Genomic DNA, 22,845 nt, shown 5'->3' with positions numbered 1-22,845 from the left:
TTTAGAAGCTGTATCCCAGACGCAAGTGCAAGCGGAAACGTTCGTCTTTCAAGCCATAGGCCACATCGGCCTGCAGCGCGCCCACGGGGCTGCGCCAGCGCAGGCCCGTGCCAATGCCCCAGAAGGGGGTCAAATCACCGGCCTTGTCGGCCACCGAGCCCACATCGGCAAACACGGCCGATTCCCAGGCGCTGATCTCGCCATTGCGCACCAGCGGGCGCTGGTACTCGACACTGCCCACATACATGTAGCGGCCGCCGTAGACCTGGTCATCGGCCACGCGGGTACCGATCTTTTTGTAGCCATAGCCACGCACCGTGGTGTCGCCACCGGTGATGAACAGCTGGGTGGCGGGGATCACGGCTGAATCCTTGGCCATGATGGCGCCGCCCTCGGCCCGCAGCGCGATGCGGGCGCTGCGCGAACTGCCATTGGGCGCCGTGACCTTGCCGGCCGGCACAAAGCCTTGCCAGCGCAGCAGGCTGCGCACAAAGGGCTCGCGGTCTGGTGTGATGGTGTAGCCGGCACCCAGCTCGGCGGCAATGCCGTAGCCGCGCGTGGGGTCGGTATTGTTGTTGAAGTAGCGGCCCGTCCAGCCGTAGTTGACGCTCAGGGCACTACTTGACGGAATCCGCTCCTGGCCCTGCACCGACGAGAAGTCGTACTGCAGAAAAGCGCTGCGGTCGATATGGTCAGAGCTTTTCTTGTGACCACCGCGCAGCTGCATGGAGTTGACGGTGAAGTCGCCATTGAGTTCGCGCTTGACCTCGCCGGCGCCAAAATAGGCCCAGCCGCTTTCCTTGGGCAGATCGGTCCATTCGGTGGACAGCAGCTTCTTGTCGCGCTCGAACGAGAACTTGCTCACTGCCCGCCAGCCCAGCCCGGGCATCTTGTTGTGGATGTGGTCCAGGCTCAGGCGCGGCCCGGTGTCGGTGGACATACCGATACCGAACACCACCTTTTGCAGCTTGGCCTCGCGCACCTGGGCGATCACTGGCGCTTCCTTGGGGTTGGCAGTGTCGGTGTCCAGGGTCAGAAAGACCGAGTCGTAATAGCCGCTCCCTGCCAAGCGGGTCTGCGCATCCAGCATGTCGGCTTCGCTGTAGTTCTGGCCGCTGGGCAGGCGGGCGATGCGGGCAATGCCCTCGGCGTCGTAGCGTTCGGTGCCTTCGATGCGCAAGGGGCCAAACTTGTAGAGCGGGCCGCTGTCATAGCCCACCGAGAGCTTGGCCTCGTTGGTATCGCCATCGATATTGGCCTGGCTGTTGCTGATCTTGGCCGTCGGGTAACGGTTGCGCTGCAGGCTGCGCAGGCCCTCGGACTTGGCGCTGCTCCATTCCTTCTGGGTAAAGCCCTCGCCGGGCTGCAGATCCCAGTTGCGCTGAAAGCGGGCGCGGCGTGCAGCAAAGTTCTTCTCCTGGGTCACTTCGCCACTGTAGTCCAGCTCCACCTCGGTCACCTTGGTCTGCGGGCCGGGCTCCACCTCGATCACCAGCTGCGGGCGTGCCTGGCTGTTTTCCATCGATATGCCGATATCGGCAGGGGCGGTACCGGTGTCATAGGCATCGATCTTGATCTCGGGGCTGAAGTAGCCCAAGGTGCCCAACAGTTCACGCACATCTTCATCGGCACTGCCCAGCAGACGCGTCATCTCGCTCATCTGCAGACCGGGAAAGTTGCGGTAGCGCTTGAGGTCCACATACTGCTCCAGGTACTCCTGCACCTTCTTGGGTGCCTTGACGGTGATATCAAACGCGGGTTCGCTGTTGGCATGCGTCGCGGAATCCTCCGCGTCGTCGCCCTTGGGGGTGCTGCTGCAGCCTGCCAGCAGGGCAGCAGTAAGAATAAAAAACGCCGGCAGGACCGGCGTCGTCAGACGTTGGCGCATGGTCACTTTGACAGCAAACGCATCGTGTCCTCCAGCCCTTTGAGTGACAGGGGAAACATGCGGTCGCCTACGAGTTGTTGTATCAGGCTGATGCTCTGGCGGTATTGCCATACGCCCTGGGGTTCCGGATTGATCCAGGCGTGCTTGGGAAAGGCGTGGGTCAATCGCTTAAGCCACTCGGCCCCAGGCTCCTCATTGTTGTACTCAACAGAGCCTCCGGCTTGTAGGACTTCGTATGGACTCATTGTGGCATCGCCTACAAATATGAGTTTGTAATCTTTGTTGTATTTTCTAATGATATCCCAGGTGGGAAATTTTTCAGCGTAACGCCGTTTATTGTTCTTCCACATGTAGTCGTAGACGCAATTGTGAAAATAATAAAACTCGAGGTGTTTGAACTCGCTTTTGACGGCGCTGAATAACTCCTCGACGCGTTGAATATGGTCGTCCATGGTGCCGCCCACATCCATCAGCAGCAGCACCTTCACATGGTTATGGCGCTCGGGCACCATCTTGATGTCGAGGTAGCCGGCATTGGCGGCGGTGGCGCGAATGGTGTCGGGCAGGTCCAGTTCAAGATCATTGCCTTCACGGGCAAAGCGGCGCAGGCGGCGCAGCGCCACCTTGATATTGCGGGTGCCCAGCTCCTGGGTGTCATCGTAATCGCGGTAGGCGCGCTGCTCCCAGACCTTGACGGCGCTGCGGCTCTTGCCGGGGCCGCCAATGCGCACGCCGGCTGGGTTGTAGCCGCCATGGCCAAAGGGGCTGGTGCCGTTGGTGCCTATCCATTTGCTGCCGCCCTCGTGCCGGCCTTTTTGCTCTTCCAGGCGTTTTTTGAGCGTTTCCATCAGCGCATCCCAGCCCATGGCCTCGATGGCTGCTTTTTGTTCTGCGCTCAGCTCTTTTTCCAGCACCTGCTTGAGCCAGTCCTCCGGCAGCTCCTTCTTCCAGTCGGTGAGCATCTCCATCCCCTTGAAATAGGCGCCGAAGGCCTGGTCGAACTTGTCGAACAGCTTCTCATCCTTGACCAGGCAAAGACGGGCCAGAAAATAAAAGTCGTCCAGGCTCCAGGCGTCCTGGGAGCGGGGGCCGGCCAGGCCCTTGTCCAGCGCTTCGAGCAGGGTCAGCAGCTCCTTGACCGACACCGGCAACTTGGCCGCGCGCAAGGTGTAGAAAAAGTCTATCAACATGGTCTTGTAAACAATCCGTAACAGTTTGACGCTAGCCTCTCCAGGCTAAAGGGTACTCAAAAGGCAAGCTGTCATGGTGATGATCAAAACGGACAAGGCACGCCAGGCGTTGCGTGACCGCGGCAGCCTGTCTGTACAGGAGCGCCAGATTCTGATCTTGTGCGATGGCAACCGCTCGCGTCAAGAGATTGCGCGTTGGGTCGGGGACAGCGCCGGTAGCGTACTGGATGCCTTGATTTCCGCCGGCTACCTGGACGCGCAGCAGTCGCTGGCGCCTCCTCCTCCCCCGCGACCCGCCCCAGCGTCTGCACCAGTACAGCAGTCACCCAGCCCACCCGCTGCGCCGGTGTATGTGGAGCAAACGCGTGCCAGCCAGGGCAGCAAACGCTCGCTGGCGGGCTGCAAGATGTATGCCGTAGGCATTTTGCAGATGCAGCGCAGCGCCGATGCGATGGCGCTGGCCGTGCGGGTACAGCAGGCGGGCGACGAGACCGAGCTGCTCCTGGGCCTGGTCGACATGGTGACCTTCCTGGAGCAGATGACCAATACCGGCTATGCCGACAACGTCAAAACCCATCTGCGCCAGATTCTGCCGGAGCAGTATCTGGGCGTGTTGAACCTGCAGACTGCCTGAGCTGGCAGCTCTTCAAGTCTCAGCGCGGCTGGTCCAGCAGGTACAGCAGCTGGGCCTTGGCCTCGGGCCATTCACCGGCCAGCATGCTGTAGAGCACGGTGTCGCGCACGGTGCCATCGCGGCGCGGCGCATGGTGGCGGATGACGCCATCCTTCTTGGCGCCCAGGCGCTCGATCGCGCGCTGGCTGGCAAAGTTGTAGTTGTCGGTGCGCCAGCCCACGACGGAAGCGCCCAGGGTCTCAAAGGCGTGGGTCAGCAGCAGCAGCTTGCAGGTGGTGTTGACATGGCTGCGCTGCACGCTGCGCGCATACCAGGTGTAGCCAATCTCGACGCGCTTCAACGCGGGCACGATGTCGTGGTAGCTGCTGGTGCCCAGCGGCTGGCCGCTGGCCTCGTCCACCACCGCAAAGGGCATGCGGTTGCCGGCATCGCGCATGGCCAAGGCCTGCTCGATATAGGCGCGGGTGTTTTCGGGCTCGGGCACCGAGGTGACGCGGATGTTCCACAGCTCGCCGTCTTGCGCTGCGGCGCGCAGGCCTGCCTCATGCGCGAGGGTCAGCGGGGTCAGCAGCACGCCACGGGCGCGCAGTTCAGTCGGTTCTACAAAGGCCATATGCCTCTTCCCTATTGTTGGTTTTAGGAGCTTTTGTCGGCATGGCGGCTGCGCCAGCGCCGGGCCAGTTGCAGGCCTGCGCCGCCACCCAGGCCCACCAGCACAATCGCAGCAATGCTACCTGCGCCATAGCCTTCGGAGAACAGTTCCCAGCCGAAGAGGGCGCCCAGCCCCCAGCCCAGCACGGCGCCCGCGACAAAGCCGACGGCATCCGTCAGCCCTTCGATCAGCAGTTGCTGCGGCGTGGCCATGGCTGTTTTAGCGGTTGCGCTGGTTCATGAAGACCAGCTTTTCAAACAGGCTCACGTCCTGCTCGTTTTTCAGCAGCGCACCCACCAGCGGCGGGATGGCGATCTTCTGGTCGGCCGTCTGCAGTACTTCCGGCGGAATGTCTTCGGCCACCAGCAGTTTGAGCCAGTCGATCAGCTCGCTGGTAGACGGTTTTTTCTTCAGGCCCGGCAGGTTGCGGATGTCGAAGAACACCTTCATCGCCGCCGACAGCAGCTCTTGCTTGAGCTGGGGGAAGTGCACGGCCACGATCTGCTGCATGGTCTCGGCATCGGGGAAGCGGATGTAGTGGAAAAAGCAGCGGCGCAGGAAGGCATCGGGCAGCTCTTTTTCGTTGTTCGACGTGATGACCACCAGCGGGCGGTGCTTGGCGCGGATCATCTGGCGCGTCTCGTAGCAGTAGAACTCCATCCGATCGATTTCACGCAAGAGATCATTGGGGAATTCAATATCCGCCTTGTCGATCTCGTCGATCAGCAGGGCCACCGGCTGGTCTGCCGTGAAGGCCTGCCACAGCACACCCTTGATGATGTAGTTGTTGATGTCCTTGACGCGGCCCGCGCTCTCGGGGTCGGCGAGCTGGCTGTCACGCAAACGACTGACCGCATCGTATTCATACAAACCCTGCTGTGCCTTGGTGGTGGACTTGATATGCCACTGCAGCAGCGGCATGCCTAACGCCTGTGCAACCTCCTCCGCCAGCATGGTTTTCCCTGTCCCTGGTTCCCCCTTGACGAGAAGCGGTCTTTGAAGGGTAATTGCCGCATTGACCGCCAGCATGAGGTCATTGGTCGCGACGTAGTTCTGTGTGCCTTGGAATTTCATGGAAGTGGATGCAGAATCGTGATGACGGGGCCGGTACAGCGTTGACTATAAACCCAGATCTCCGCAGCAAAGCGGCGGCCTGAACCACACGATTGTGCGCACAATGAATAAAAGATGGACCACGATATTTGCCTTGCTTGTCGCGTCAGCGACCGGCGCAGTCTGCGCGCAGGAGATCAAGGGCAACGCCAAGGCGGCTGAGGGCAAGGTGGCGATGTGCATCGGCTGCCACGGCATTGTGGGCTACAAGGCCAGCTTCCCCGAGGTTTACCAAGTGCCCAAGATTTCGGGCCAGAGCGAGAAGTACATCGACGCCGCTCTGCACGCCTACAAGAAGGGTGACCGCAAGCACCCGACGATGCGCGCCATTGCCGATTCACTGAGCGACCAGGACATTGCCGATCTGGCTGCGTACTATGCGCAGCACACGGTGGGTGAAACCAAGCTGGCGGACAAACCATCCAAGGTGCCCAGCGCCGAGGTGGCGGAACTGCTGAAAAAGGGCACCTGCGTCAGCTGCCATGGCGACAACTTCTCCAAGCCGCTCGATCCTTCATACGCCAAGCTGGGTGGCCAGCATCCTGACTACCTCTACGCGGCGCTGAAGTCCTATACCGTCGAGAAAAACTCCCGCATCGGCCGCAACCACCCGATCATGGTGGGCATGGCCAAGCAACTGACCCATGCCGAGATGAAGGCGCTGGCCAACTACATCGGCAGTCTGGACGGCCCGCTGCAAATCGTGCCCGAGTCGCGTTTTCGCAGCAAGCAAGCGGCCAACTAAGGCACTGCAGTCGTCAGCCGCTCAGTCCTTGGTGGCCTGGCGCTGCACCGCAGCCACATAGGCATTGCCATCGGGCGGGCGGCCTGAGCGCTGGCTCTCCCACAGCATCGTTCCCAGGCACTCCATGGCCACATGGTGGGCCTCATGCAAGGAGCCCAGGCGCTTGGCCAGCAGCTCCACCGCCTGGCGAATGCCACGCGGCTGGTCAATGCTGCACTGCTCGCTGATCGACAGGTGCATCGACAGGTGCAGGAAGGGATTGGTCTTTTCCGGCGTCAGGTCGTAGTTGCGGGCAATGGCCGCATCCACGTCACTCAGGTCTTCGCGGTATTCCGGGTGCTCATCGATCCACAGGCTGGCCAGGGTCTCGATGGCCTCCATCGGCTGGCCCGCCTGGTGCTTGGCATTGGCGGCGCAGAAAAAACGCCGGACATCGGCTTGGGAGGGGTTGAACATAGGGCGTACAGCGTAGCATGCGTCTGGCAGCTACGCTGGGTTGTGGTTAAGCCGGTGAATGGGCGTCAGATCTGGCTGTGCGGGTCTTCGGGCGGTGGCGGGTAGGGGCTGCTCGGTGCATCCTTGGCTTCCTGCACCTGCTCTTGCCGCTCCTGGCGCTCGCGCGCCATTTGCTCGACCAGCTGCTCGCGGCCCTGCTTGGCAACGGCCAGCATGGTTTCGCGGTCATGGTGGTGTTCGTACATCTTGTCGGAGAGCTCGATGTTGTGCGCGCGGAACACCGTCACCACATACTGCGCATCTTCTTCGCTGTAGCCCATCAACTCCAGCGCCTTCTCGGCCGTTTGCAGGCTGGAGTCAAACACCTCGCGGTCGACATGGTGCACGCCCATGTCGCGCAGCGCATACCAGTGCGCCACATCCTTGGCCCGGGCAACGATCTTGAGGTGCGGAAAATGCTGCTGCACCAGGCGCACGATCTGGTTGGTCTGCAGCTCGTCATCCACCGCAATCACCATCACCTCGGCCTTTTCGGCGCCGGCAATGCGCAGCAGGTCCTGGCGCGTGGCGTCGCCATAGAACACCCGGTAGCCAAAGTTCTGCGCCACTTCCAGCATCTCGACACTGTGGTCCAGGATGACCGCCTTGATGCCCTGGCTCAGCAGCACGCGGGTGACGATCTGGCCGTAGCGGCCAAAGCCGGCGATCAGAACGGGTGCCTCCTGCTGCTCACTGAGTTCGGGCGGAGCGTCGTCGCCCTTGGCCAGGTTGGCAAAGCGGGGCATCAGCCAGCGGTCCATCGCGGCCACGATCAGCGGCGTGGCCACCATCGAGATGGCGACCGAGCCGATCAGCAGGGATGACTGCTGGGGCGTCAGAATGCGCTGGGCCTGGGCGGCGCTGAACACCACAAAGGCGAACTCGCCGCCCTGGGCGAGCAGCAAGGTGAAGAGAGGGCGCTCCTGCACCGGCATGCGCAGCAGCTTGGCCAACCCATAGATGACCACGGACTTGATCAGCAGGAACATCAGCACCAGCACCAGCATCGTGAGCGGCGCCTGCAGGATGACGGAGAAGTCGATGCTCATGCCCACCGCGATAAAGAACAGGCCAAGCAGCAGGCCCTTGAAGGGCTCGATATCGGTTTCCAGCTCGGCGCGGAATTCGCTGTCGGCCAGCAGCACGCCAGCGAGGAAGGCGCCCAGCGCCATCGACAGGCCAATCTGCAGCATCAGGAACGCAATGCCCACCACCAACAACAAGGCCGTGGCGGTCGATATCTCGCGCGATTCGCTTTGGGCAATCCAGCGCAGCACCGGGCGCAGCAGGTAGCGGCCCACCAGGATGACGGCCACGATGATGGCCAGGGTCTTGCCGATCTCCATCAGCACATTGCCATCGTTCTGGGCGGCCTGGTGGCCCACGGCCAGCAGCGGGATCAACGCGAGGATGGGAATAGCGGCCACGTCCTGGAACAGCAGGATCGCAAAGCTGGTCTTGCCGCTGGTGGTAGACATCAGGTTGCGCTCGGCAATGCTTTGCAGCGCGATGGCGGTGGATGACAGCGCCAGGCCCAGTGCGGCAATCAGCGCCAGATGCCAGTCATAGCCAAAGGCCAGGCCGGCGGCAAACAGCCCGGCGGTGCACAGCAGCACCTGGGCGGTGCCCACGCCAAATATGGGCCGGCGCATGCTCCACAAGCGGCTGGGCTGCAGCTCCAGCCCGATGAGGAACAGCATCAGCACCACGCCAAATTCGGAAAAATGCAAGATGTCCTGGACGTTGCTGACCAGTTGCAGGCCGCTGGGGCCAATGATCATGCCTGCCACCAGGTAGCCAATGATGGTGCCCAGCCCCAGTGCGCGGGAGATGGGCACGGCAATCACGGCAGCCGCCAGGTAGAGAAAGGTGTAGGTAAGCCAGACGGGAGCGTGTTCCATGCTTGCGTTTTGTTATCGGTGTTTTGTCGTTGCGGTGCACAGATTACTTTTATTTGCCAGGTCACGGTAATTTATTGCAATGTTTTGCGGTTGGCGCTTGTGGGTATTGCCGCGCTAGCTATCAAAAAAATATATTTGCGGCCATGGCTGCAGCCCCCACGCGCCCCGCCGGGCAGCGCGATAATCCTGGCTTTGCCCCGACGGGGCTGAGTTGGTGGCGGACTGCTCCGCTGCCCCAGGAAGAACCATGGACTTGCATACTTGGATGGCGTATTTCGTTGCGGCTTGCATCATTGCCGTGTCTCCCGGATCGGGCGCCGTGTTGTCAATGAGCCACGGGCTCTCCTACGGCGTGCGCAAGACCAGCGCCACCATCCTGGGCCTGCAACTGGGCCTGCTGCTGATCCTGCTGATTGCCGGTGCCGGTGTGGGCTCGCTGCTGATCGCCTCGGAGACTGCCTTTAACGTCGTCAAGATCGTCGGCGCCTGCTACCTGATCTACATCGGCTTTGCGCAGTGGCGTGCCAAGGGCGGCATCATGGACACCCAGGCCGAGCAGCCGGCCAGCGGCAGCTGGCAAAAGCGCGCACTGAGCGGCTTTTTGACCAATGCCACCAACCCCAAGGGCATCATCTTCATGGTGGCGGTGCTGCCCCAGTTCATGACGCCGGACCGCCCGCTGTGGCTGCAGCTGCTGATTCTGGCTGCCACCACCTTGGCGGTCGACACCGTGGTGATGCATGGCTACGCCGGTAGCGCCAGCGTGCTGCGCCGCCTGCTGCGCGACAGCCGCGCCATGCGTATCCAGAACAAGGTATTTGGCGGCTTGCTGATGCTGGTGGGCATGGGCCTGTTCTTCGTCAAGCGCTCGCAAAGCGCGGCTTGACCTGCGGTAGCCCCGCTGAGGACGCGGGGCAGATGAATAGTTACTGAGCAGGCCTGCCGTCCGGCATCGCAAAGCCATTCTGGCGCCAGGCCTCGAACACCGTCACCGCCACGGCATTGGACAGGTTGAGGCTGCGCTGGCCGGCCACCATCGGCAGGCGCACCCGCTGGCTCGTGGGAAAGCTTTCGCGCACGGCAACCGGCAAGCCCCGGGTCTCACAGCCAAAAACCAGCCAGTCGCCGGGCTGAAAGCGCACTTCAAAAGCCGGGCTGCTGCCATGGGTGGTCATTGCAAACATGCGGTCGGCGGCGGGCTGCATGCGCTCCAGAAAGGCTTCCCAGTTCGCATGGCGCTGGGTGGCGGCGTACTCGTGGTAGTCCAGGCCGGCGCGGCGCATCAAGCGGTCTTCCATCGAAAAGCCCAGCGGCTCGATCAGGTGCAAGCGGCTGCCGGTATTGGCACACAGGCGGATCACATTACCGGTGTTGGGAGGGATTTCGGGTTCGACCAGGACGACGTTGAACATGGCAAATGCGCAAAAACAAGGGCGCCAGTGTAGCGGCCCGGCCAAACAGGGGTGGGTCGCTGCGCTATTGGCCCGGGGCTGGCGTTCTGGCAAACACCAGGGCTTGCACAGCCGGTGCGCCGCGCGTCTGCAGCAGCTGCGCCACCGCGCCCAGGGTGGCGCCGGTGGTCATCACATCATCCACCAGCAGGGGGCAGGCACCCAGATCCTGCGCCTGCAGCCCCGGCCGCAGCGCAAAGGCATGGCGCAGGTTGCGCAGCCGGGCCGCGCGGTCCAGGCCGGCCTGGGCGGGTGTGTCCACCAGCCGCTGCAGGTAGTGGGGCTGCACCACTGCCAGCCGCAACCCAGTGGGGGCTTGCCGGCACAAGGCCTTGGCCAGCAGCAGCGCCTGGTTGTAGCCGCGCTCGCGCATGCGGCCGGCAGACAGCGGCACCGGCAGGATCACGCTGGCCTGCTGCAGGCTGGCCATTACCCCCGGGGTGCGCAGCAGCAGCTGGGCCATGCGGTTTGCCCATGCCAGCTGCTGGTGAAATTTGAGCCGCAGCACCATGCCATCCCAAGGCGGGCTATAGTCCACGGCGGCATGGCAGCGCTGCAACAGCGGTGTATCGCGCAGGCAGCCGGCGCAGACCTCGGTACTGGCAGGCAAGGGCAGCGCGCAGCGGCTGCAGCGGCGCAGGCCCGGCTGCCAGCAGACCTGGGCGCAGGGCGAACAGATCCAGTCACTGGGCCAGCTGCGGCATATCAGGCATTGGCTGGGCACGTGGCCCAGTGCCTGGGCCGCACGCTGCCACAGGCTGGGCCGCTGCTTTTCGGGTGTCGCTGCTGTCATTGCTTTTATCCCAATCCATAATCTGCGCGCCAAAGCGCAGGTGTCCCCCATGGCTGAATTTACCGCACCTCCATCGATTGACCCCCAAGCCGCCCATGCCTGGCAGCGGCGCGCGCCTGCGCACAGCCCCTGGCTGCATGAAGAGGTGGGCCGTCGCATGCAAGACCGCCTGCAGTGGATCGTGCAAAAGCCCGATGCCTGGTGCAGCTGGGAGCCGGTCTATGGCGGGCTGGAGGCGCATCAGCAGGTGGCCGAGCGCTACCCGGCAGCCGATATCCATATCGCGGAAAGCCGCCCAGCCCATGCTGCGCTGCTGCGCAGCCAACTGGACAAGCCCTGGTGGGCGCTGAGCCGCTGGCGCCAGGCCAAGCTGCACTGGGGCCTGCCTGCGCCCGGAAGTGTGCAGATGCTCTGGGCCAATATGGCGCTGCACCAGCATCCCAACCCCCAGCAGCTGTTGCAGACCTGGCACCAGAGCCTGGCGGTGAATGGCTTTGTGATGTTTTCCTGCTTCGGGCCCGACACCCTCAAAGAGCTGCGCGCGGCCTACGCCAGCCAGGGCTGGCCCGCTGCCAGCCATGAGTTCACCGACATGCACGACTGGGGCGACATGCTGGTGCAGGCTGGCTTTGCCGAGCCGGTGATGGACATGGAGCGCATCACCCTGTCTTATTCCGGCGCCGCCCAATTGCGCGCCGAGCTGCGCGAGCTGGGCCGCAACCTGCACCCGGCCCGCTTTGGCGGCCTGCGCGGCCGCCTGTGGCGCGAGCAGCTCGATGCCTTGCTGACCGCCAAGCTGGCCGATGCCCAGGAGCAGGGGCGCCTGGTGCTCTCGTTCGAGATCATCTACGGCCATGCCTTCAAGCCCACGCCACGCATGAAGGTGCAGGGCGAGAGCAGCATCAGCGTGCAGGACATGCAGCAGATGCTGCGCCAGGGGCGCCCAGGCGGCGCCTGATGGCTGGGGCCACCCCTTACGCCTTATGTGTAGGCGATTAGGTGGCTCAGCAAACGACCTAACATATTCAGCGACTGTCCAGTGTTGGACAGTCGCTGTTGTCAATCTCCTATGATCCCGGGATTGCATGGGTTGCAATCTTGCGCGGTTGCGGCCATGCTCGGCGTAATGACCAAGTGGCATGGGTGCAAGCGGAGATGCACCCGGCGGTGTCTGCACCACGCGGTGGGATGGTTTCCCCAGCTATCCCCGCCTGCCCCTATAACGATGAGAAGATGAGAAGTAAGTGACAACTATGAAAAGTGATTCTCATAAGCTGGCTTCTTGGCTGCTGTTGGTGGCATCCGGCCTCACCTCCGCCGCACATGCGGTGCAAAGTCTTCCCGGCGGTCCGGCCGTAGGGCAGATGAATCTGGCTCCCCCCGTTACCCGTATTGCCCAGGAGCAGCACACCCTGCACTGGATGATGCTCTGGATCTGCACCATCATCTTTGTCGGCGTGTTCGCGGTGATGTTCTATTCCATCTGGAAGCACCGCAAATCCAAGGGGGCTGTGCCTGCCACCTTCCATGAATCGGTCACGGTCGAGGTCACCTGGACGGTGCTGCCCTTTATCATCGTGATCCTGATGGCCCTGCCGGCCACCAAGGTGCTGGTCGCGCAAAAGGACACCACCAATGCCGACCTGACCGTGAAGGTGACCGGCTACCAGTGGAAATGGGGCTACGACTACCTGACCGGCGAAGGCGAAGGCCTGAACTTTATCTCCACCCTGGACAGCGGCCAGCGCGCGATGTCCAACAGTGGCGATGTCTCCAAGGCGCCCAATGACTACCTGCTGCGCGTCGACAAGCCTTTGGTCGTGCCAGTCGATAAAAAAGTGCGCATCATCACCACCGCCGCCGATGTGATCCACTCGTTCATGGTGCCGGCCTTTGGTATCAAGCAGGATGCGATTCCCGGCTTTGTGCGTGACACCTGGTTCCGCGCCGAGAAAACCGGCGACTACTATGGTCAGTGTGCCGAGCTTTGCGGCAAGGAACATGCCTACATGCCCATCCATGTGAAGGTGCTGTCGGCCGCTGATTACAGCGCCTGGGTGGCGGAGCAAAAGAAGCTGCTCGCCGCCAAGGCCGATGACCCGAACAAGGTCTGGGAACTGGCCGATCTGGTCGCCCGGGGCGAAAAGGTCTATGCCGCCAACTGCGCCGCCTGCCACCAGGCCAACGGCAAGGGTGCTGGCCCCATCAAGGCGCTGGATGGCAGCCCTGTGGTGCTGGGCCCCACGGCCGACATGATGCACGCCGTGCTGGAAGGCCGCGCCAATGGCGCCATGCCATCCTGGAAGCAGCTGAGCGATACCGACCTGGCAGCGGTTGTTACCTTCACCAAGAACCACTGGGGCAACAAGACCGGCACCATGGTGCAGCCCGCCCAGTTTGTGGCGGCGCGTACCGGCACTTTCCCCGAAGGCGGAGGCACGGCTGGTGTTGCGCCGGCAGCAGCGCCCGCAGCGGCACCTGCTGCCCCTGAGGCGGGCGCTGCTGCTGCCACGCCTGCAAGCCCTGCCGCTGCCGCACCTGCTACCGCTGCTGCAACCGCAGAAGCACCCATCGGCCAAGTGCTGTTTGCCAGCGGCAAGAGTGACCTCGACAGCCAGGCCCAGGAGGCCGTGAAGAAAGCGGCCACGGCGCTGGCTAGCCAGAGCGGCAAGGTGGCATTGTCCGGTTTTGTCGATGGCACCGGCAATGCCGACCAGAATGCCGAATTGGCCAAGAAGCGCGCCCAGGCCGTGGCCGAGCTGCTGGTGGCCCAAGGCGTGGCCGAGGCGCGCATTGAGATGCGCAAGCCGCAGACCATTACCGCAGGTGAGGGCGCTGACAGCCAGGCGCGCCGTGTCGATATTGTTGCTGCACCCTAAGGCGTGCAAGCCCCAGAAGAGCCATCGGAGTCAAGATTTATGAGCGCTGTTCTCCCCACAGACCCCAGCCATAGCGACCACGGCCACGCCGACCATGCCCATGACGACCACCACCATGGTGCGCCCACGGGCTGGCGGCGCTGGGTGTTTGCCACCAACCACAAGGACATCGGCACGCTCTACCTGCTGTTCTCGTTCACCATGCTGATGGTGGGCGGGGTGCTGGCCTTGCTGATCCGTGCCGAGCTGTTCCAGCCCGGGCTGCAGCTGGTCAACCCCGAGCTGTTCAACCAGCTGACGACGATGCACGGGCTGATCATGGTGTTCGGCGCCATCATGCCGGCCTTTGTCGGCTTTGCGAACTGGATGCTGCCGCTGCAGATTGGCGCCAGCGACATGGCTTTTGCCCGCATGAACAACTTCAGCTTCTGGCTGATGATCCCCGCCGGCCTGATGCTGGTGGGCTCGTTCTTCATGCCCGGCGGCGCACCCGCTGCGGGCTGGACCTTGTATGCACCACTGACCCTGCAGATGGGTCCGTCGATGGACACCAGCATTTTTGCGATGCATGTGATGGGCGCCTCGTCCATCATGGGCTCGATCAACATCATCGTCACCATCCTGAACATGCGCGCACCGGGCATGACCCTGATGAAGATGCCGATGTTCGCCTGGACCTGGCTGATCACCGCCTACCTGCTGATCGCCGTGATGCCGGTGCTGGCGGGCGCGATCACGATGACCCTGACGGATCGCCACTTTGGCACCAGCTTCTTCAACCCCGCTGGTGGTGGTGATCCGGTGATGTACCAGCATATCTTCTGGTTCTTCGGCCACCCCGAGGTCTACATCATGATCTTGCCGGCCTTTGGCATCATCAGCCAGATCGTGCCGGCCTTCAGCCGCAAGAAGCTGTTTGGCTATGCCTCGATGGTCTATGCGGTGGCGGCGATTGCGATCCTGTCCTTCATCGTCTGGGCGCACCACATGTTCACCACCGGCATGCCGGTCACCGGCCAGCTGTTCTTCATGTACGCGACTATGCTGATCTCGGTGCCGACGGCGGTGAAGATCTTCAACTGGGTGGCGACGATGTGGCGCGGCTCGATGACCTTCGAGACGCCAATGCTGTTCTCGGTGGGCTTTATCTTTGTGTTCACGATGGGCGGCTTTACCGGCCTGATCCTGTCGATGGCGCCGATCGATATCCAGCTGCAGGACACCTACTATGTGGTGGCGCACTTCCACTATGTGCTGGTGGCGGGCTCGCTGTTCTCGATGTTTGCCGGCTACTACTACTGGGCGCCCAAATGGACGGGCGTGATGTATTCCGAATCGCGCGGCCGCATCCATTTCTGGGGCTCGCTGATCTTCTTCAATATCACCTTCTTCCCGATGCACTTCCTGGGCCTGGCCGGCATGCCACGCCGCTATGCCGACTACCCGATGCAGTTCGCCGATTTCAACATGATCGCGTCGATCGGCGCGTTCGGCTTTGGTCTGATGCAGGTGTACTTCTTCGCCTTTGTGGTCTGGCCTGGCATGCGCCACCGTGGCGAGAAGGCCCCGCAAAAGCCCTGGGAAGGTGCCGAAGGTCTGGAGTGGGAAGTGCCATCGCCCGCGCCTTTCCACACTTTTGAGACCCCGCCCAAACTGGACGCTACCGCCACCAAGGTGATTGGATGATCACGCCGGCGCAGCGCAAGGCCAACCGGCGACTGGCATGGATTCTGGCGTCGATCGCCGTGGCGTTCTTCATCGGATTTCTCGTAAAAATGACGGTGCTCTAGCAGCACAGGGAGCAGCAGGTGAGCAGACACGCAGACAACGCGAAGATGGTGGGCAAGCTGGCCGTGGTTGCCTTTGGCATGTTTGCCTTTGGCTACGCGCTGATCCCGCTGTACAAGCGCATCTGCGAGGTCACGGGCATCAACATCCTGGCGCTGACCGAGCGCGATGTGCCGGGCAACGGCACCGCAGGCAAGAACGTCAAGCTCAACAGCCAGGTCGACGAGAGCCGCACCATCACGGTGGAGTTCGATGCGAATGCGCGCGGGCCCTGGAGCTTCAAGCCGGCGGTGCGCACGATGCAGGTCCACCCCGGCGCGCTGAGCACGGTGATGTATGAGTTCCGCAACGAGCAGGACCACCGCATGTCGGCCCAGGCAATTCCCAGCTACGCGCCCAAGCAGGCCGCGCCGTATTTCAATAAGCTCGAGTGCTTTTGCTTCAACCAGTACACCCTGGAGCCCGGCGAGCGCAAGGAATGGCCGGTGGCCTTTGTGATCGACCCCAAGCTGTCCAAGGATGTGACCACGATCACCCTGTCCTACACCTTCTTTGAAGTCGGCGGCCGCATCCCGGCGGCACCGGCCTCCACGGCGGTGCTGGTGCCTGCAGTGCAGGGTGGCGGGGCGCAGGCAGGGGCATCCTGATGGCCAGCGCCCCCGGCCCGCAACCGCCGCGCAAAGGCAATCTCTGGCGCACGGTCAAGGCCGTAGCCTGGTCCTTCTTGGGGGTGCGCAAGGGTGCGGAATGGCAAGAGGATGGCGTGCAGATCACGCCATTGCAGGTGATCGCCGTGGGTTTGGTGGCGATCTTCCTGTTTGTGCTGGGGTTGATGGCCCTGGTGCAGTGGCTGGTTTGATGCCAGTATTGGCATAGCGGAAGAATGAATCAATAAACGAAATATCAGGAGCAGCGATGAGTGCGACTTCCCATGGCACCACACCGTACTACTATGTTCCGGCCGAGTCCCGCCACCCGGTGATGGCGGCCATTGGCCTGGGCTTTGTGATTGCCGGCGCCGGCAACTGGGTCAACGGCCATACCTGGGGCATGTACCTGCTCTTTGTCGGCATTGCCTGGTGGCTGTTTGTGCTGTACCAGTGGTTTGGCGATGCAATCCGCGAAAGCGAGCAGGGCCTCTACAGCCACCGCATCGACCTGTCCTACCGCTGGAGCATGAGCTGGTTCATCTTCTCGGAGGTGATGTTCTTCGGTGCCTTCTTCACGGCGCTGTGGTGGGCACGCTCCCATTCGCTGCCGGCGCTGGGCAGTCTGGACAATGCCCTTCTCTGGCCCGATTTCAAGGCCGTGTGGCCCAGTGTGGAATTGGGCGCCACCGCCTCGCCCGCCGGCATCGTCGAGCCGTTCCAGACCGTGGGACCTTTCTGGTTGCCCACCATCAATACCGCGCTGCTGCTGACTTCGGGCGTTACCTTGACCATCGCCCACCATGCCTTGCAGGCCGACCAGCGCAGCAAGTGCATCCGCTTCATGTGGATGACCGTGGTGCTGGGCATCATCTTCCTCTGCGTGCAGGGCTATGAGTACTTCCACCTCTACACCGAGCTGAACCTCAAGCTCAACTCCGGCACCTACGGCTCCACCTTCTACATGCTGACGGGCTTCCACGGCCTGCATGTGTTCATCGGCATGCTGATGCTGCTGGTCATCACCCTGCGGCTGCAGAAGGGCCATTTCACCGCCAAGAAGCATTTTGGCTTTGAGGGCGCCGCCTGGTACTGGCACTTTGTCGATGTGGTCTGGCTGGGCCTCTACATCCTGGTGTACTGGATGTAGCGGAAGGTTTACCGCTGCCGGGGCCTCAAGCCCCCAGCGGTATGCCATGGGGCTGCAGGTAGCCCAGCTTCCAGGCCAGCAGAATGCCTGCAAACACCAGCACCGACAGCGCAATGCGCAAGGTCAGTGCCCAGGCCATGCGCTTGCTGCCGGCGTCGGACTGGTTGCCGCGCAGCATGAAAAGCCCGGCCGCTGCCAGGCAGGCCAGGATCACCACAAAGGCGAGTGCGATGAGCAGGTGCATAGTGCTGTCCTCAAGGTTGTCTCGGTGTTCTTGGAATGCGCTGCATGGCGCTCTTATTGCCTCTCTGGCAGCCGGCGCAGCCAACCCATTGTGCGGCAGCACCAGTCAGGGCGCCATCGGCCCGCACCCCAATTGTCTTGCCCAGCAGCATCGCCGCCCGCGCGGTGCTGGTTGCTGCGCTCTGCACCGGGTATAACCAGCCTATGCCCGCGCCTTCTGCTTCCTCCTCCATCCCCAATACCGCCACGGAGCGCCGAGCGAAGCTGCGTTGGGTGTTGATCACCGTTGCCGCAGCGGCCTCGATGCTGCTGACCGCATCGCTCGGCTTCTGGCAGCTGCGCCGCGCCGACCAGAAGCTGGCCTACCAGGCCCAGTTGGAGGCGCGTGCGGCCCTGCCGGCGCTGGACGGGGCCAGTCTGCTGCAACCCATGGGCGAGGCCGAGCGTGCCAGCCTGCAGCACCGCCAGGTGGTGCTGCGCGGCGAATGGCTGCCGCAGTACACGGTCTACCTGGACAACCGCCAGATGCAGGCACGCCCGGGGTTTTATGTGCTGACGCCGCTGCGGCTGGCCGGCCCGGTAGCGCCAGGCCAGCCGCAAACGGTGCTGGTGCAGCGCGGCTGGGTACTGCGCAATTTTGAAGACCGGCTGGCGCTGCCCGAGGTGCAGACACCGGCCGGCACGGTGCAGTTGGAGGGGCGGGTGGCGGGCCAACCAGCGCGGCTTTTTGAGCTGCAGACGTCCGCCGGGAACCCAGGGGTTTCCCGAATCCGGCAGAATCTCGACACCGATGGTTACGCGCAGGAAACCGGCCAGCCACTGGCAGCACTCACCGTGGTGCAGACCGGGCCGGCCACTGAAGGCCTGCTGCGCGACTGGCCCGTAGTAGGCAGCGGCGTGGAAAAGCATTATGGTTATGCATTTCAATGGTTTGGTCTGTGTAGCCTGATTGCGATCCTCTATGTCTGGTTCCAAATTGTCCGACGTGTCCTTCGACGCCGCAGCCACCCAGGCCCCGCCGCCCGCTGATGAAGCGCTGCTGGGCCTGACGGTGCATGGCCTGCCGCCTGCCGAGCAGGCGGAAGCCGCCCTGGAGCAGGCCGAGCGCTCGCGCAGCGGCCGCCTCAAGATGTTCCTGGTGCTGCTGGTCTGTGCGGCGCCGGTGATTGCCTCCTACTTCACCTACTACGTGATCCGTCCCGAAGGGCGGCGCAATTTTGGCGAGCTGGTGAGCCAGCAGCCGACGATTCCGGCCGCGCAGGTCAAGACCCTGGACGGCCAGCCGTTTGCGCTGCAAAGCCTCAAGGGCCAGTGGCTGCTGCTGAGTGCTTCGGGCGCCGCCTGCGACGAGGTCTGCCAGAACAACCTCTACCTGCAGCGCCAGCTGCGCGAGAGCCTGGGCCGCGAGAAAGACCGGCTGGACTGGGTCTGGCTGGTGACCGATGACGGCGAGCCGCCGCAGGCCCTGCGCGCCGCGCTGGACCAGGCCACCGTGCTGCGCGTGCCCCAGGCCTTGGTGGCCCAGTGGCTGCAGCCGGCGGCCGGCCAGCAGCTGGGCGAACATTTGTATGTGGTGGACCCGCTGGGCCACTGGATGATGCGTTTCCCCGCGCAGCTCAGCCGCTCCGATGCGGCCAAGGCACGCAAGGATCTGGAGCGTTTGTTGCGTGCGTCGTCGAGTTGGGACCAGGAAGGGCGGTAGTGGATAGCTAGCATGACTTCGCAGGATTTGTATGATTTCGCGCCGCTGGCGCGTGTGTTGCTCACCGGGGCCATCATTGCGCTGGGCCCCATCGTCTGGATTTGGTGGCGCCACCGTGGCGCCACGCCGCTCAAGCGCCTGCAAGTGCTCGCCGTTCTGACCCTGTTTCTGTCCTTCGACCTGGTGATGTTTGGCGCCTTTACGCGCCTGACCGATTCCGGCCTGGGCTGCCCGGACTGGCCCGGCTGCTACGGCAATGCCAGCCCGATTGGCGCGCATGCCGAGATTTCCGCCGCGCAAGCGGCCATGCCGACCGGCCCCGTCACCCATGGCAAGGCCTGGGTGGAGATGATCCACCGCTACTTGGCCACTGCCGTGGGCGGCCTGATCATTGTGCTGACGGCCAGTGCCTGGCTGCAGCGCAAACGCGGTGGATCCCAGCCGATCAGCCCCTGGTGGCCGACCGCCACCCTGGTCTGGGTGCTGATCCAGGGGGCCTTCGGCGCGCTCACGGTGACGATGAAACTGTTCCCCGCCATCGTGACCCTGCACCTGCTGGGCGGCACCGTGCTCTTGATGCTATTAACCGTGCAGGCAACGCGCCACACGCAATTTGCCGATAATCTAGGGTTAGTCCCAGTGCCGCGCCTGTTGCGGGGCCTGGTGGCGGTCACGGCGCTGCTGGTGTTTGCGCAGGTGACCCTGGGTGGCTGGGTCAGTACCAACTATGCGGTGCTGGCCTGCACCAGCTTTCCCATGTGCAATGGCGCCTGGTGGCCGGCAATGAACTTCGACGGGTTCCAGATCTGGCGCCCGCTCGGCTTTCTGGCCGACGGGTCGCACATCAGCTACGAAGCGCTGGTGGCCATCCACTACATGCACCGGCTGTTTGCCTACCTGGTGATTGCCGCCTTGTTGTGGCTGGGCTGGATGCTGCGCACGGTGCCGCTGCTGCGGCAGCAGCGCCGCTGGCTGATCGGCCTGACGCTGCTGCAATTTGCCACGGGACTGTCGAATGTGGTGCTGGACTGGCCGATGCTGGCGGCTGTTCTGCACACCGGGGGCGCTGCCGCCATCATGGTGGTGCTGACCTGGATCTGGTGTACTGCGGGCGCTGAACCTGCCCGCCGTGCTTCTAGCTGATGACGCTGTATGGAACAAAGACTGAGTGCCCCGATGACCGAACTTGCCGCAACGCCAATGCCGAACCGCTTTGCGCAGTTTTATGCATTGACCAAACCCAAGGTGGTGCAGCTGATTGTGTTTTGCGCACTGATCGGCATGGTGCTGGCCGTGCCCGGTGTGCCGAGCGGCGCCGAGCTGCTGCGCATGGCCGTTGCTTGCGCGGGCATTTGGCTGGTGGCGGGGGCCGCCGCCGCCTTCAACTGCCTGGTGGAGCAGAGCATTGATGCGCGCATGAAGCGCACCGCCTGGCGCCCCACGGCGCGCGGCGAGCTGTCCAACATGCAGACCCTGATGTTTTCTGCAGCGCTGTGCATCGCTGGCTCAGCCATCCTGATCCTCTGGATCAACGCCATCACGATGTGGCTGACCTTTGCCACCTTTGTTGGCTATGCCGTCATCTACACGGTGATCCTCAAGCCGCTGACGCCGCAGAACATCGTGATCGGTGGCGCATCGGGCGCCATGCCGCCGGTGCTGGGCTGGGCCGCGATGACCGGTGATGTCTCGCCCCAGGCGCTGCTGCTGTTCCTGATCATCTTCCTGTGGACGCCCCCGCACTTCTGGGCGCTGGCGCTGTACCGGGTGGAGGACTACCGCAAGTCCGGTCTGCCGATGCTGCCGGTCACCCATGGGAACTATTACACCCGCGTGCAGGTCTTGCTCTACACCGTGGTCTTGTTCGCCGCTGGTCTGCTGCCCTTCATCATCCAGATGAGCTCCTGGATCTACCTGGTGGCGGCCGTCGTGCTCGGTGCCGGGTTCTTTGGCTACGCCTTTGCGCTGTGGCGCAATTACTCCGATGCGCTGGCGCGCAAGACTTTCCGTTTTTCACTGGTCTATCTCAGCCTGCTGTTTGTGGCGCTGCTGGTGGACCACTATGTGACCTGGTAAATCTGCAATGAACAAGCGCAATGCCCTTCGCTGGCTGGCGGGCTCGGCCGTGCTGGCCTCGACCGCCGGTTTTCTGACCGCCTGCAAATCCAAGGCCGATTTCAACGCCATCGACCTGACGGGCAGCAAAGAGTATGGCCAGGATTTCTCCATGCCCGACCAGCATGGCCAGCGCCGCAGCATGGCGGACTTCAAGGGCAAGGTCGTGCTGGTGTTTTTTGGCTTTACCCAGTGCCCCGATGTCTGCCCGACCACCTTGGGTGACCTGGCCGCCGTCAAGCAAAAGCTCGGCGCCAAGGGCGACAAGCTGCAGGTGATCTTTGCCTCGGTCGATCCTGCCCGCGATACGCCCGAAATCCTGCAGGCCTACCTGGCCAACTTTGACCCCAGCTTTCTGGCGCTGCGCGGCAGCGACGAGGAAACGGCCAAGATGGCCAAGGACTTCAAGGTCTACTACAAGCGGGTCGAGGGCCAGACCCCGGGCAGCTACACCATGGACCACACTGCTGGCGACTACATCTTCGACCCCGAGGGCCGTCTGCGCCTGTACAGCCGCTATGGCACCCCGGTCGATACCCTGGCAAAAGACATCGAGCAGCTGATCGACGGCGCCTAAGCGCTCGGGGCAGACAGCCCCTTTGAACAGGTCCTACATCGACCAGATACGCGGCCGCTGCGCCGGCAAGCCCCAGAGGCTGCTGCGCCAGTGGCCCCAGACCGTCTTCCACAACTGCATGGCCGGCTCCACTACGGGCGCCAGGCCGCGTAGCACCAGCATATGCTCGTTCGGCGCAGTCACGCCCGCCATCACCTCTGCAGGGGCGGCTTCCAGCAACTGCTGGGTGCTCTCCAGCAGTGCTTCGCGCTGGGCGCGGGCGATGGGCGAGCCGCTGGCATAGACCAGGCTGCCCATGCAGCGCTGGCCCGCTAGGCCGAGCTGGCCGTTGAGCAGCAGCCCATCATCGGCCCGGATGCGGCCACGCTCCAGAAAATGCCCCGGCCAGGAGATGTGCTGGGAGAACACCCCCTGCACAAAGGGCTGGCCGGCCAGCGGCAGGCCCAGCGCGGTGATGTCCCAGGTCAGCAGCTCGGCGCCAGGTGCCAGCTCCATCTGCAGCTCGTTCGCCGCATCGCAGGCGTTGTAGGCAATGGCCTCCAGCGGCAGCCATTCCAGCCGGGCGCCGGCCTGCAGCTGCAGGCGGGTACGCTGCAAGGCCGGCTGGCCATTGCTCTTGTAAAAGCGCGTGGCCCCTGGCGTGGTGACCAGGGCATGCGCGCCTGCCGCCACTTCGACCGAGATATCCAGCACATCGCCGCCCACCAGGCCGCCGGGCGGGTGCACCAGCACGTTGTGGCAAATGCCCGGGCCCTCTGGGTAGAGGCTTTTGAGAATGCGCAGCGGGCCATCGTGGCTGAAATGCACCGAGGTTTTGCCGGCGTGCTGGCGGTACTGCAGCGCCAATTGGGCATGCCAGCTCATGGTTGTGGCAGGTGCTGA

26 protein-coding genes are annotated in these 22,845 nt (G+C 63.2%); 15 read left to right on the top strand and 11 right to left on the bottom strand.

Annotated elements, in window-relative coordinates:
• Nucleotide 1: 1 nt before the first annotated feature.
• Entirely contained in the window at nt 2-1,888 is a 1,887-nt protein-coding gene (locus LPW39_RS12900) for an autotransporter assembly complex protein TamA (RefSeq protein WP_230775403.1), read from the bottom strand.
• Between the two features lie 2 nt (nt 1,889-1,890).
• Nucleotides 1,891-3,078 carry a vWA domain-containing protein gene (locus LPW39_RS12895; protein ID WP_230775401.1) on the bottom strand — a complete coding sequence of 396 codons (1,188 nt, stop codon included), beginning with the start codon at nt 3,076-3,078 and terminating at the stop codon, nt 1,891-1,893.
• A 73-nt stretch (nt 3,079-3,151) separates the two neighbouring features.
• Between LPW39_RS12895 and LPW39_RS12890 the strand changes: the two genes are divergently transcribed.
• Nucleotides 3,152-3,712 carry a hypothetical protein gene (locus LPW39_RS12890; RefSeq protein ID WP_230775399.1) on the top strand — a complete coding sequence of 187 codons (561 nt, stop codon included), beginning with the start codon at nt 3,152-3,154 and terminating at the stop codon, nt 3,710-3,712.
• Between the two features lie 19 nt (nt 3,713-3,731).
• On the opposite strand, the gene LPW39_RS12885 is transcribed toward LPW39_RS12890, so the two are convergent.
• The 3 genes from LPW39_RS12885 to LPW39_RS12875 are packed head-to-tail and all read right to left on the bottom strand — an operon-like array spanning nt 3,732 to nt 5,438.
• Nucleotides 3,732-4,325, bottom strand: coding sequence for a GNAT family N-acetyltransferase (locus LPW39_RS12885; RefSeq protein ID WP_230775397.1), 594 nt, complete (start codon nt 4,323-4,325; stop codon nt 3,732-3,734).
• A 23-nt stretch (nt 4,326-4,348) separates the two neighbouring features.
• The gene (locus tag LPW39_RS12880) at nt 4,349-4,576 is read right to left on the bottom strand and encodes a hypothetical protein (RefSeq protein ID WP_230775395.1); all 228 of its coding nucleotides are present in this window, start codon (nt 4,574-4,576) and stop codon (nt 4,349-4,351) included.
• Nucleotides 4,577-4,583: 7 nt separating this feature from the next.
• Entirely contained in the window at nt 4,584-5,438 is an 855-nt protein-coding gene (locus tag LPW39_RS12875; RefSeq protein WP_133855311.1) for an AAA family ATPase, read from the bottom strand.
• A 103-nt stretch (nt 5,439-5,541) separates the two neighbouring features.
• Here LPW39_RS12875 and LPW39_RS12870 point away from each other — a divergent pair, with 103 nt between their 5' ends.
• Nucleotides 5,542-6,222: a c-type cytochrome gene (locus LPW39_RS12870; protein WP_230775394.1), complete on the top strand. Its 681-nt coding sequence runs from the start codon at nt 5,542-5,544 to the stop codon at nt 6,220-6,222.
• A 21-nt stretch (nt 6,223-6,243) separates the two neighbouring features.
• Here LPW39_RS12870 and LPW39_RS12865 read toward each other — a convergent pair whose 3' ends face one another.
• The gene (locus LPW39_RS12865) at nt 6,244-6,678 is read right to left on the bottom strand and encodes a DUF1841 family protein (RefSeq protein ID WP_230775393.1); all 435 of its coding nucleotides are present in this window, start codon (nt 6,676-6,678) and stop codon (nt 6,244-6,246) included.
• Nucleotides 6,679-6,743: 65 nt separating this feature from the next.
• Complete coding sequence (kefC, locus tag LPW39_RS12860; RefSeq protein ID WP_230775391.1) at nt 6,744-8,618, bottom strand: glutathione-regulated potassium-efflux system protein KefC; 1,875 nt, start codon at nt 8,616-8,618, stop codon at nt 6,744-6,746.
• A 247-nt stretch (nt 8,619-8,865) separates the two neighbouring features.
• Here kefC and LPW39_RS12855 point away from each other — a divergent pair, with 247 nt between their 5' ends.
• Complete coding sequence (locus LPW39_RS12855; protein WP_230775389.1) at nt 8,866-9,504, top strand: LysE family transporter; 639 nt, start codon at nt 8,866-8,868, stop codon at nt 9,502-9,504.
• Between the two features lie 40 nt (nt 9,505-9,544).
• Here the strand turns inward: LPW39_RS12855 and trmL are convergent, their stop codons facing one another.
• Nucleotides 9,545-10,030 carry a tRNA (uridine(34)/cytosine(34)/5-carboxymethylaminomethyluridine(34)-2'-O)-methyltransferase TrmL gene (gene trmL, locus LPW39_RS12850; RefSeq protein ID WP_230775387.1) on the bottom strand — a complete coding sequence of 162 codons (486 nt, stop codon included), beginning with the start codon at nt 10,028-10,030 and terminating at the stop codon, nt 9,545-9,547.
• A gap of 64 nt (nt 10,031-10,094) precedes the next feature.
• A complete protein-coding gene (locus tag LPW39_RS12845; protein ID WP_230775380.1) occupies nt 10,095-10,862 on the bottom strand; it encodes a ComF family protein in 768 nt (255 codons plus the stop codon).
• A 49-nt stretch (nt 10,863-10,911) separates the two neighbouring features.
• Between LPW39_RS12845 and LPW39_RS12840 the strand changes: the two genes are divergently transcribed.
• From LPW39_RS12840 to LPW39_RS12810, 7 genes are all read left to right on the top strand, one after another.
• Nucleotides 10,912-11,820: a methyltransferase domain-containing protein gene (locus tag LPW39_RS12840; RefSeq protein ID WP_230775378.1), complete on the top strand. Its 909-nt coding sequence runs from the start codon at nt 10,912-10,914 to the stop codon at nt 11,818-11,820.
• Nucleotides 11,821-12,115: 295 nt separating this feature from the next.
• On the top strand, nt 12,116-13,741 hold the full coding sequence (gene coxB / locus LPW39_RS12835) for a cytochrome c oxidase subunit II (RefSeq protein ID WP_230775376.1): 1,626 nt from the start codon (nt 12,116-12,118) through the stop codon (nt 13,739-13,741).
• A 39-nt stretch (nt 13,742-13,780) separates the two neighbouring features.
• On the top strand, nt 13,781-15,427 hold the full coding sequence (gene ctaD, locus LPW39_RS12830) for a cytochrome c oxidase subunit I (protein WP_230775374.1): 1,647 nt from the start codon (nt 13,781-13,783) through the stop codon (nt 15,425-15,427).
• Nucleotides 15,424-15,531, top strand: coding sequence for a cytochrome oxidase small assembly protein (locus LPW39_RS12825; protein WP_230775372.1), 108 nt, complete (start codon nt 15,424-15,426; stop codon nt 15,529-15,531). Before ctaD ends, LPW39_RS12825 begins: the two co-directional genes overlap by 4 nt.
• 18 nt (nt 15,532-15,549) lie before the next feature.
• Nucleotides 15,550-16,176: a cytochrome c oxidase assembly protein gene (locus tag LPW39_RS12820; RefSeq protein WP_133855320.1), complete on the top strand. Its 627-nt coding sequence runs from the start codon at nt 15,550-15,552 to the stop codon at nt 16,174-16,176.
• Complete coding sequence (locus LPW39_RS12815) at nt 16,176-16,388, top strand: DUF2970 domain-containing protein (RefSeq protein ID WP_230775370.1); 213 nt, start codon at nt 16,176-16,178, stop codon at nt 16,386-16,388. Before LPW39_RS12820 ends, LPW39_RS12815 begins: the two co-directional genes overlap by 1 nt.
• Before the next feature lie 56 nt (nt 16,389-16,444).
• A complete protein-coding gene (locus LPW39_RS12810) occupies nt 16,445-17,326 on the top strand; it encodes a cytochrome c oxidase subunit 3 (RefSeq protein ID WP_230775368.1) in 882 nt (293 codons plus the stop codon).
• A 25-nt stretch (nt 17,327-17,351) separates the two neighbouring features.
• Here LPW39_RS12810 and LPW39_RS12805 read toward each other — a convergent pair whose 3' ends face one another.
• Complete coding sequence (locus LPW39_RS12805) at nt 17,352-17,570, bottom strand: DUF2909 domain-containing protein (protein ID WP_133855322.1); 219 nt, start codon at nt 17,568-17,570, stop codon at nt 17,352-17,354.
• 203 nt (nt 17,571-17,773) lie between these two features.
• Between LPW39_RS12805 and LPW39_RS12800 the strand changes: the two genes are divergently transcribed.
• The 5 genes from LPW39_RS12800 to LPW39_RS12780 are packed head-to-tail and all read left to right on the top strand — an operon-like array spanning nt 17,774 to nt 21,963.
• Nucleotides 17,774-18,598 (top strand): SURF1 family protein, encoded by an 825-nt coding sequence (locus LPW39_RS12800; protein ID WP_230775366.1) that lies wholly within the window; start codon nt 17,774-17,776, stop codon nt 18,596-18,598.
• Entirely contained in the window at nt 18,531-19,271 is a 741-nt protein-coding gene (locus tag LPW39_RS12795; RefSeq protein WP_230775364.1) for an SCO family protein, read from the top strand. Before LPW39_RS12800 ends, LPW39_RS12795 begins: the two co-directional genes overlap by 68 nt.
• 12 nt (nt 19,272-19,283) lie before the next feature.
• On the top strand, nt 19,284-20,414 hold the full coding sequence (locus LPW39_RS12790) for a COX15/CtaA family protein (RefSeq protein ID WP_230775362.1): 1,131 nt from the start codon (nt 19,284-19,286) through the stop codon (nt 20,412-20,414).
• A 33-nt stretch (nt 20,415-20,447) separates the two neighbouring features.
• On the top strand, nt 20,448-21,347 hold the full coding sequence (gene cyoE, locus LPW39_RS12785) for a heme o synthase (protein WP_133855325.1): 900 nt from the start codon (nt 20,448-20,450) through the stop codon (nt 21,345-21,347).
• Between the two features lie 7 nt (nt 21,348-21,354).
• Nucleotides 21,355-21,963: an SCO family protein gene (locus LPW39_RS12780; RefSeq protein ID WP_230775360.1), complete on the top strand. Its 609-nt coding sequence runs from the start codon at nt 21,355-21,357 to the stop codon at nt 21,961-21,963.
• Nucleotides 21,964-21,996: 33 nt separating this feature from the next.
• On the opposite strand, the gene LPW39_RS12775 is transcribed toward LPW39_RS12780, so the two are convergent.
• Nucleotides 21,997-22,827 carry an urease accessory protein UreD gene (locus LPW39_RS12775; protein ID WP_230775358.1) on the bottom strand — a complete coding sequence of 277 codons (831 nt, stop codon included), beginning with the start codon at nt 22,825-22,827 and terminating at the stop codon, nt 21,997-21,999.
• Nucleotides 22,828-22,845 lie beyond the last annotated feature (18 nt).

Origin of the sequence: Comamonas koreensis (assembly GCF_021026195.1) — a bacterium.
Taxonomy (GTDB): domain Bacteria; phylum Pseudomonadota; class Gammaproteobacteria; order Burkholderiales; family Burkholderiaceae_C; genus Comamonas; species Comamonas koreensis.
Note: the sequence above shows the minus strand (reverse complement) of the source record. Positions and strands in the feature narration are given on the sequence as shown.

Excerpts from the sequence above, each read along its gene's own strand:
- LPW39_RS12895 (WP_230775401.1), bottom strand. The coding sequence starts at position 3,078 with ATGTTGATAGACTTTTTCTACACCTTGCGCGCGGCCAAGTTGCCGGTG.
- LPW39_RS12875 (WP_133855311.1), bottom strand. The coding sequence starts at position 5,438 with ATGAAATTCCAAGGCACACAGAACTACGTCGCGACCAATGACCTCATG.
- LPW39_RS12900 (WP_230775403.1), bottom strand. The coding sequence starts at position 1,888 with ATGCGCCAACGTCTGACGACGCCGGTCCTGCCGGCGTTTTTTATTCTT.
- LPW39_RS12885 (WP_230775397.1), bottom strand. The coding sequence starts at position 4,325 with ATGGCCTTTGTAGAACCGACTGAACTGCGCGCCCGTGGCGTGCTGCTG.
- LPW39_RS12815 (WP_230775370.1), top strand. The coding sequence starts at position 16,176 with ATGGCCAGCGCCCCCGGCCCGCAACCGCCGCGCAAAGGCAATCTCTGG.
- LPW39_RS12780 (WP_230775360.1), top strand. The coding sequence starts at position 21,355 with ATGAACAAGCGCAATGCCCTTCGCTGGCTGGCGGGCTCGGCCGTGCTG.
- LPW39_RS12805 (WP_133855322.1), bottom strand. The coding sequence starts at position 17,570 with ATGCACCTGCTCATCGCACTCGCCTTTGTGGTGATCCTGGCCTGCCTG.
- LPW39_RS12865 (WP_230775393.1), bottom strand. The coding sequence starts at position 6,678 with ATGTTCAACCCCTCCCAAGCCGATGTCCGGCGTTTTTTCTGCGCCGCC.
- ctaD (WP_230775374.1), top strand. The coding sequence starts at position 13,781 with ATGAGCGCTGTTCTCCCCACAGACCCCAGCCATAGCGACCACGGCCAC.
- LPW39_RS12845 (WP_230775380.1), bottom strand. The coding sequence starts at position 10,862 with ATGACAGCAGCGACACCCGAAAAGCAGCGGCCCAGCCTGTGGCAGCGT.
- LPW39_RS12800 (WP_230775366.1), top strand. The coding sequence starts at position 17,774 with ATGCCCGCGCCTTCTGCTTCCTCCTCCATCCCCAATACCGCCACGGAG.
- cyoE (WP_133855325.1), top strand. The coding sequence starts at position 20,448 with ATGACCGAACTTGCCGCAACGCCAATGCCGAACCGCTTTGCGCAGTTT.
- LPW39_RS12775 (WP_230775358.1), bottom strand. The coding sequence starts at position 22,827 with ATGAGCTGGCATGCCCAATTGGCGCTGCAGTACCGCCAGCACGCCGGC.
- kefC (WP_230775391.1), bottom strand. The coding sequence starts at position 8,618 with ATGGAACACGCTCCCGTCTGGCTTACCTACACCTTTCTCTACCTGGCG.
- LPW39_RS12855 (WP_230775389.1), top strand. The coding sequence starts at position 8,866 with ATGGACTTGCATACTTGGATGGCGTATTTCGTTGCGGCTTGCATCATT.
- LPW39_RS12890 (WP_230775399.1), top strand. The coding sequence starts at position 3,152 with ATGGTGATGATCAAAACGGACAAGGCACGCCAGGCGTTGCGTGACCGC.
- LPW39_RS12795 (WP_230775364.1), top strand. The coding sequence starts at position 18,531 with ATGTCTGGTTCCAAATTGTCCGACGTGTCCTTCGACGCCGCAGCCACC.
- LPW39_RS12790 (WP_230775362.1), top strand. The coding sequence starts at position 19,284 with ATGACTTCGCAGGATTTGTATGATTTCGCGCCGCTGGCGCGTGTGTTG.
- LPW39_RS12810 (WP_230775368.1), top strand. The coding sequence starts at position 16,445 with ATGAGTGCGACTTCCCATGGCACCACACCGTACTACTATGTTCCGGCC.
- coxB (WP_230775376.1), top strand. The coding sequence starts at position 12,116 with ATGAAAAGTGATTCTCATAAGCTGGCTTCTTGGCTGCTGTTGGTGGCA.
- LPW39_RS12840 (WP_230775378.1), top strand. The coding sequence starts at position 10,912 with ATGGCTGAATTTACCGCACCTCCATCGATTGACCCCCAAGCCGCCCAT.
- trmL (WP_230775387.1), bottom strand. The coding sequence starts at position 10,030 with ATGTTCAACGTCGTCCTGGTCGAACCCGAAATCCCTCCCAACACCGGT.
- LPW39_RS12870 (WP_230775394.1), top strand. The coding sequence starts at position 5,542 with ATGAATAAAAGATGGACCACGATATTTGCCTTGCTTGTCGCGTCAGCG.
- LPW39_RS12880 (WP_230775395.1), bottom strand. The coding sequence starts at position 4,576 with ATGGCCACGCCGCAGCAACTGCTGATCGAAGGGCTGACGGATGCCGTC.
- LPW39_RS12825 (WP_230775372.1), top strand. The coding sequence starts at position 15,424 with ATGATCACGCCGGCGCAGCGCAAGGCCAACCGGCGACTGGCATGGATT.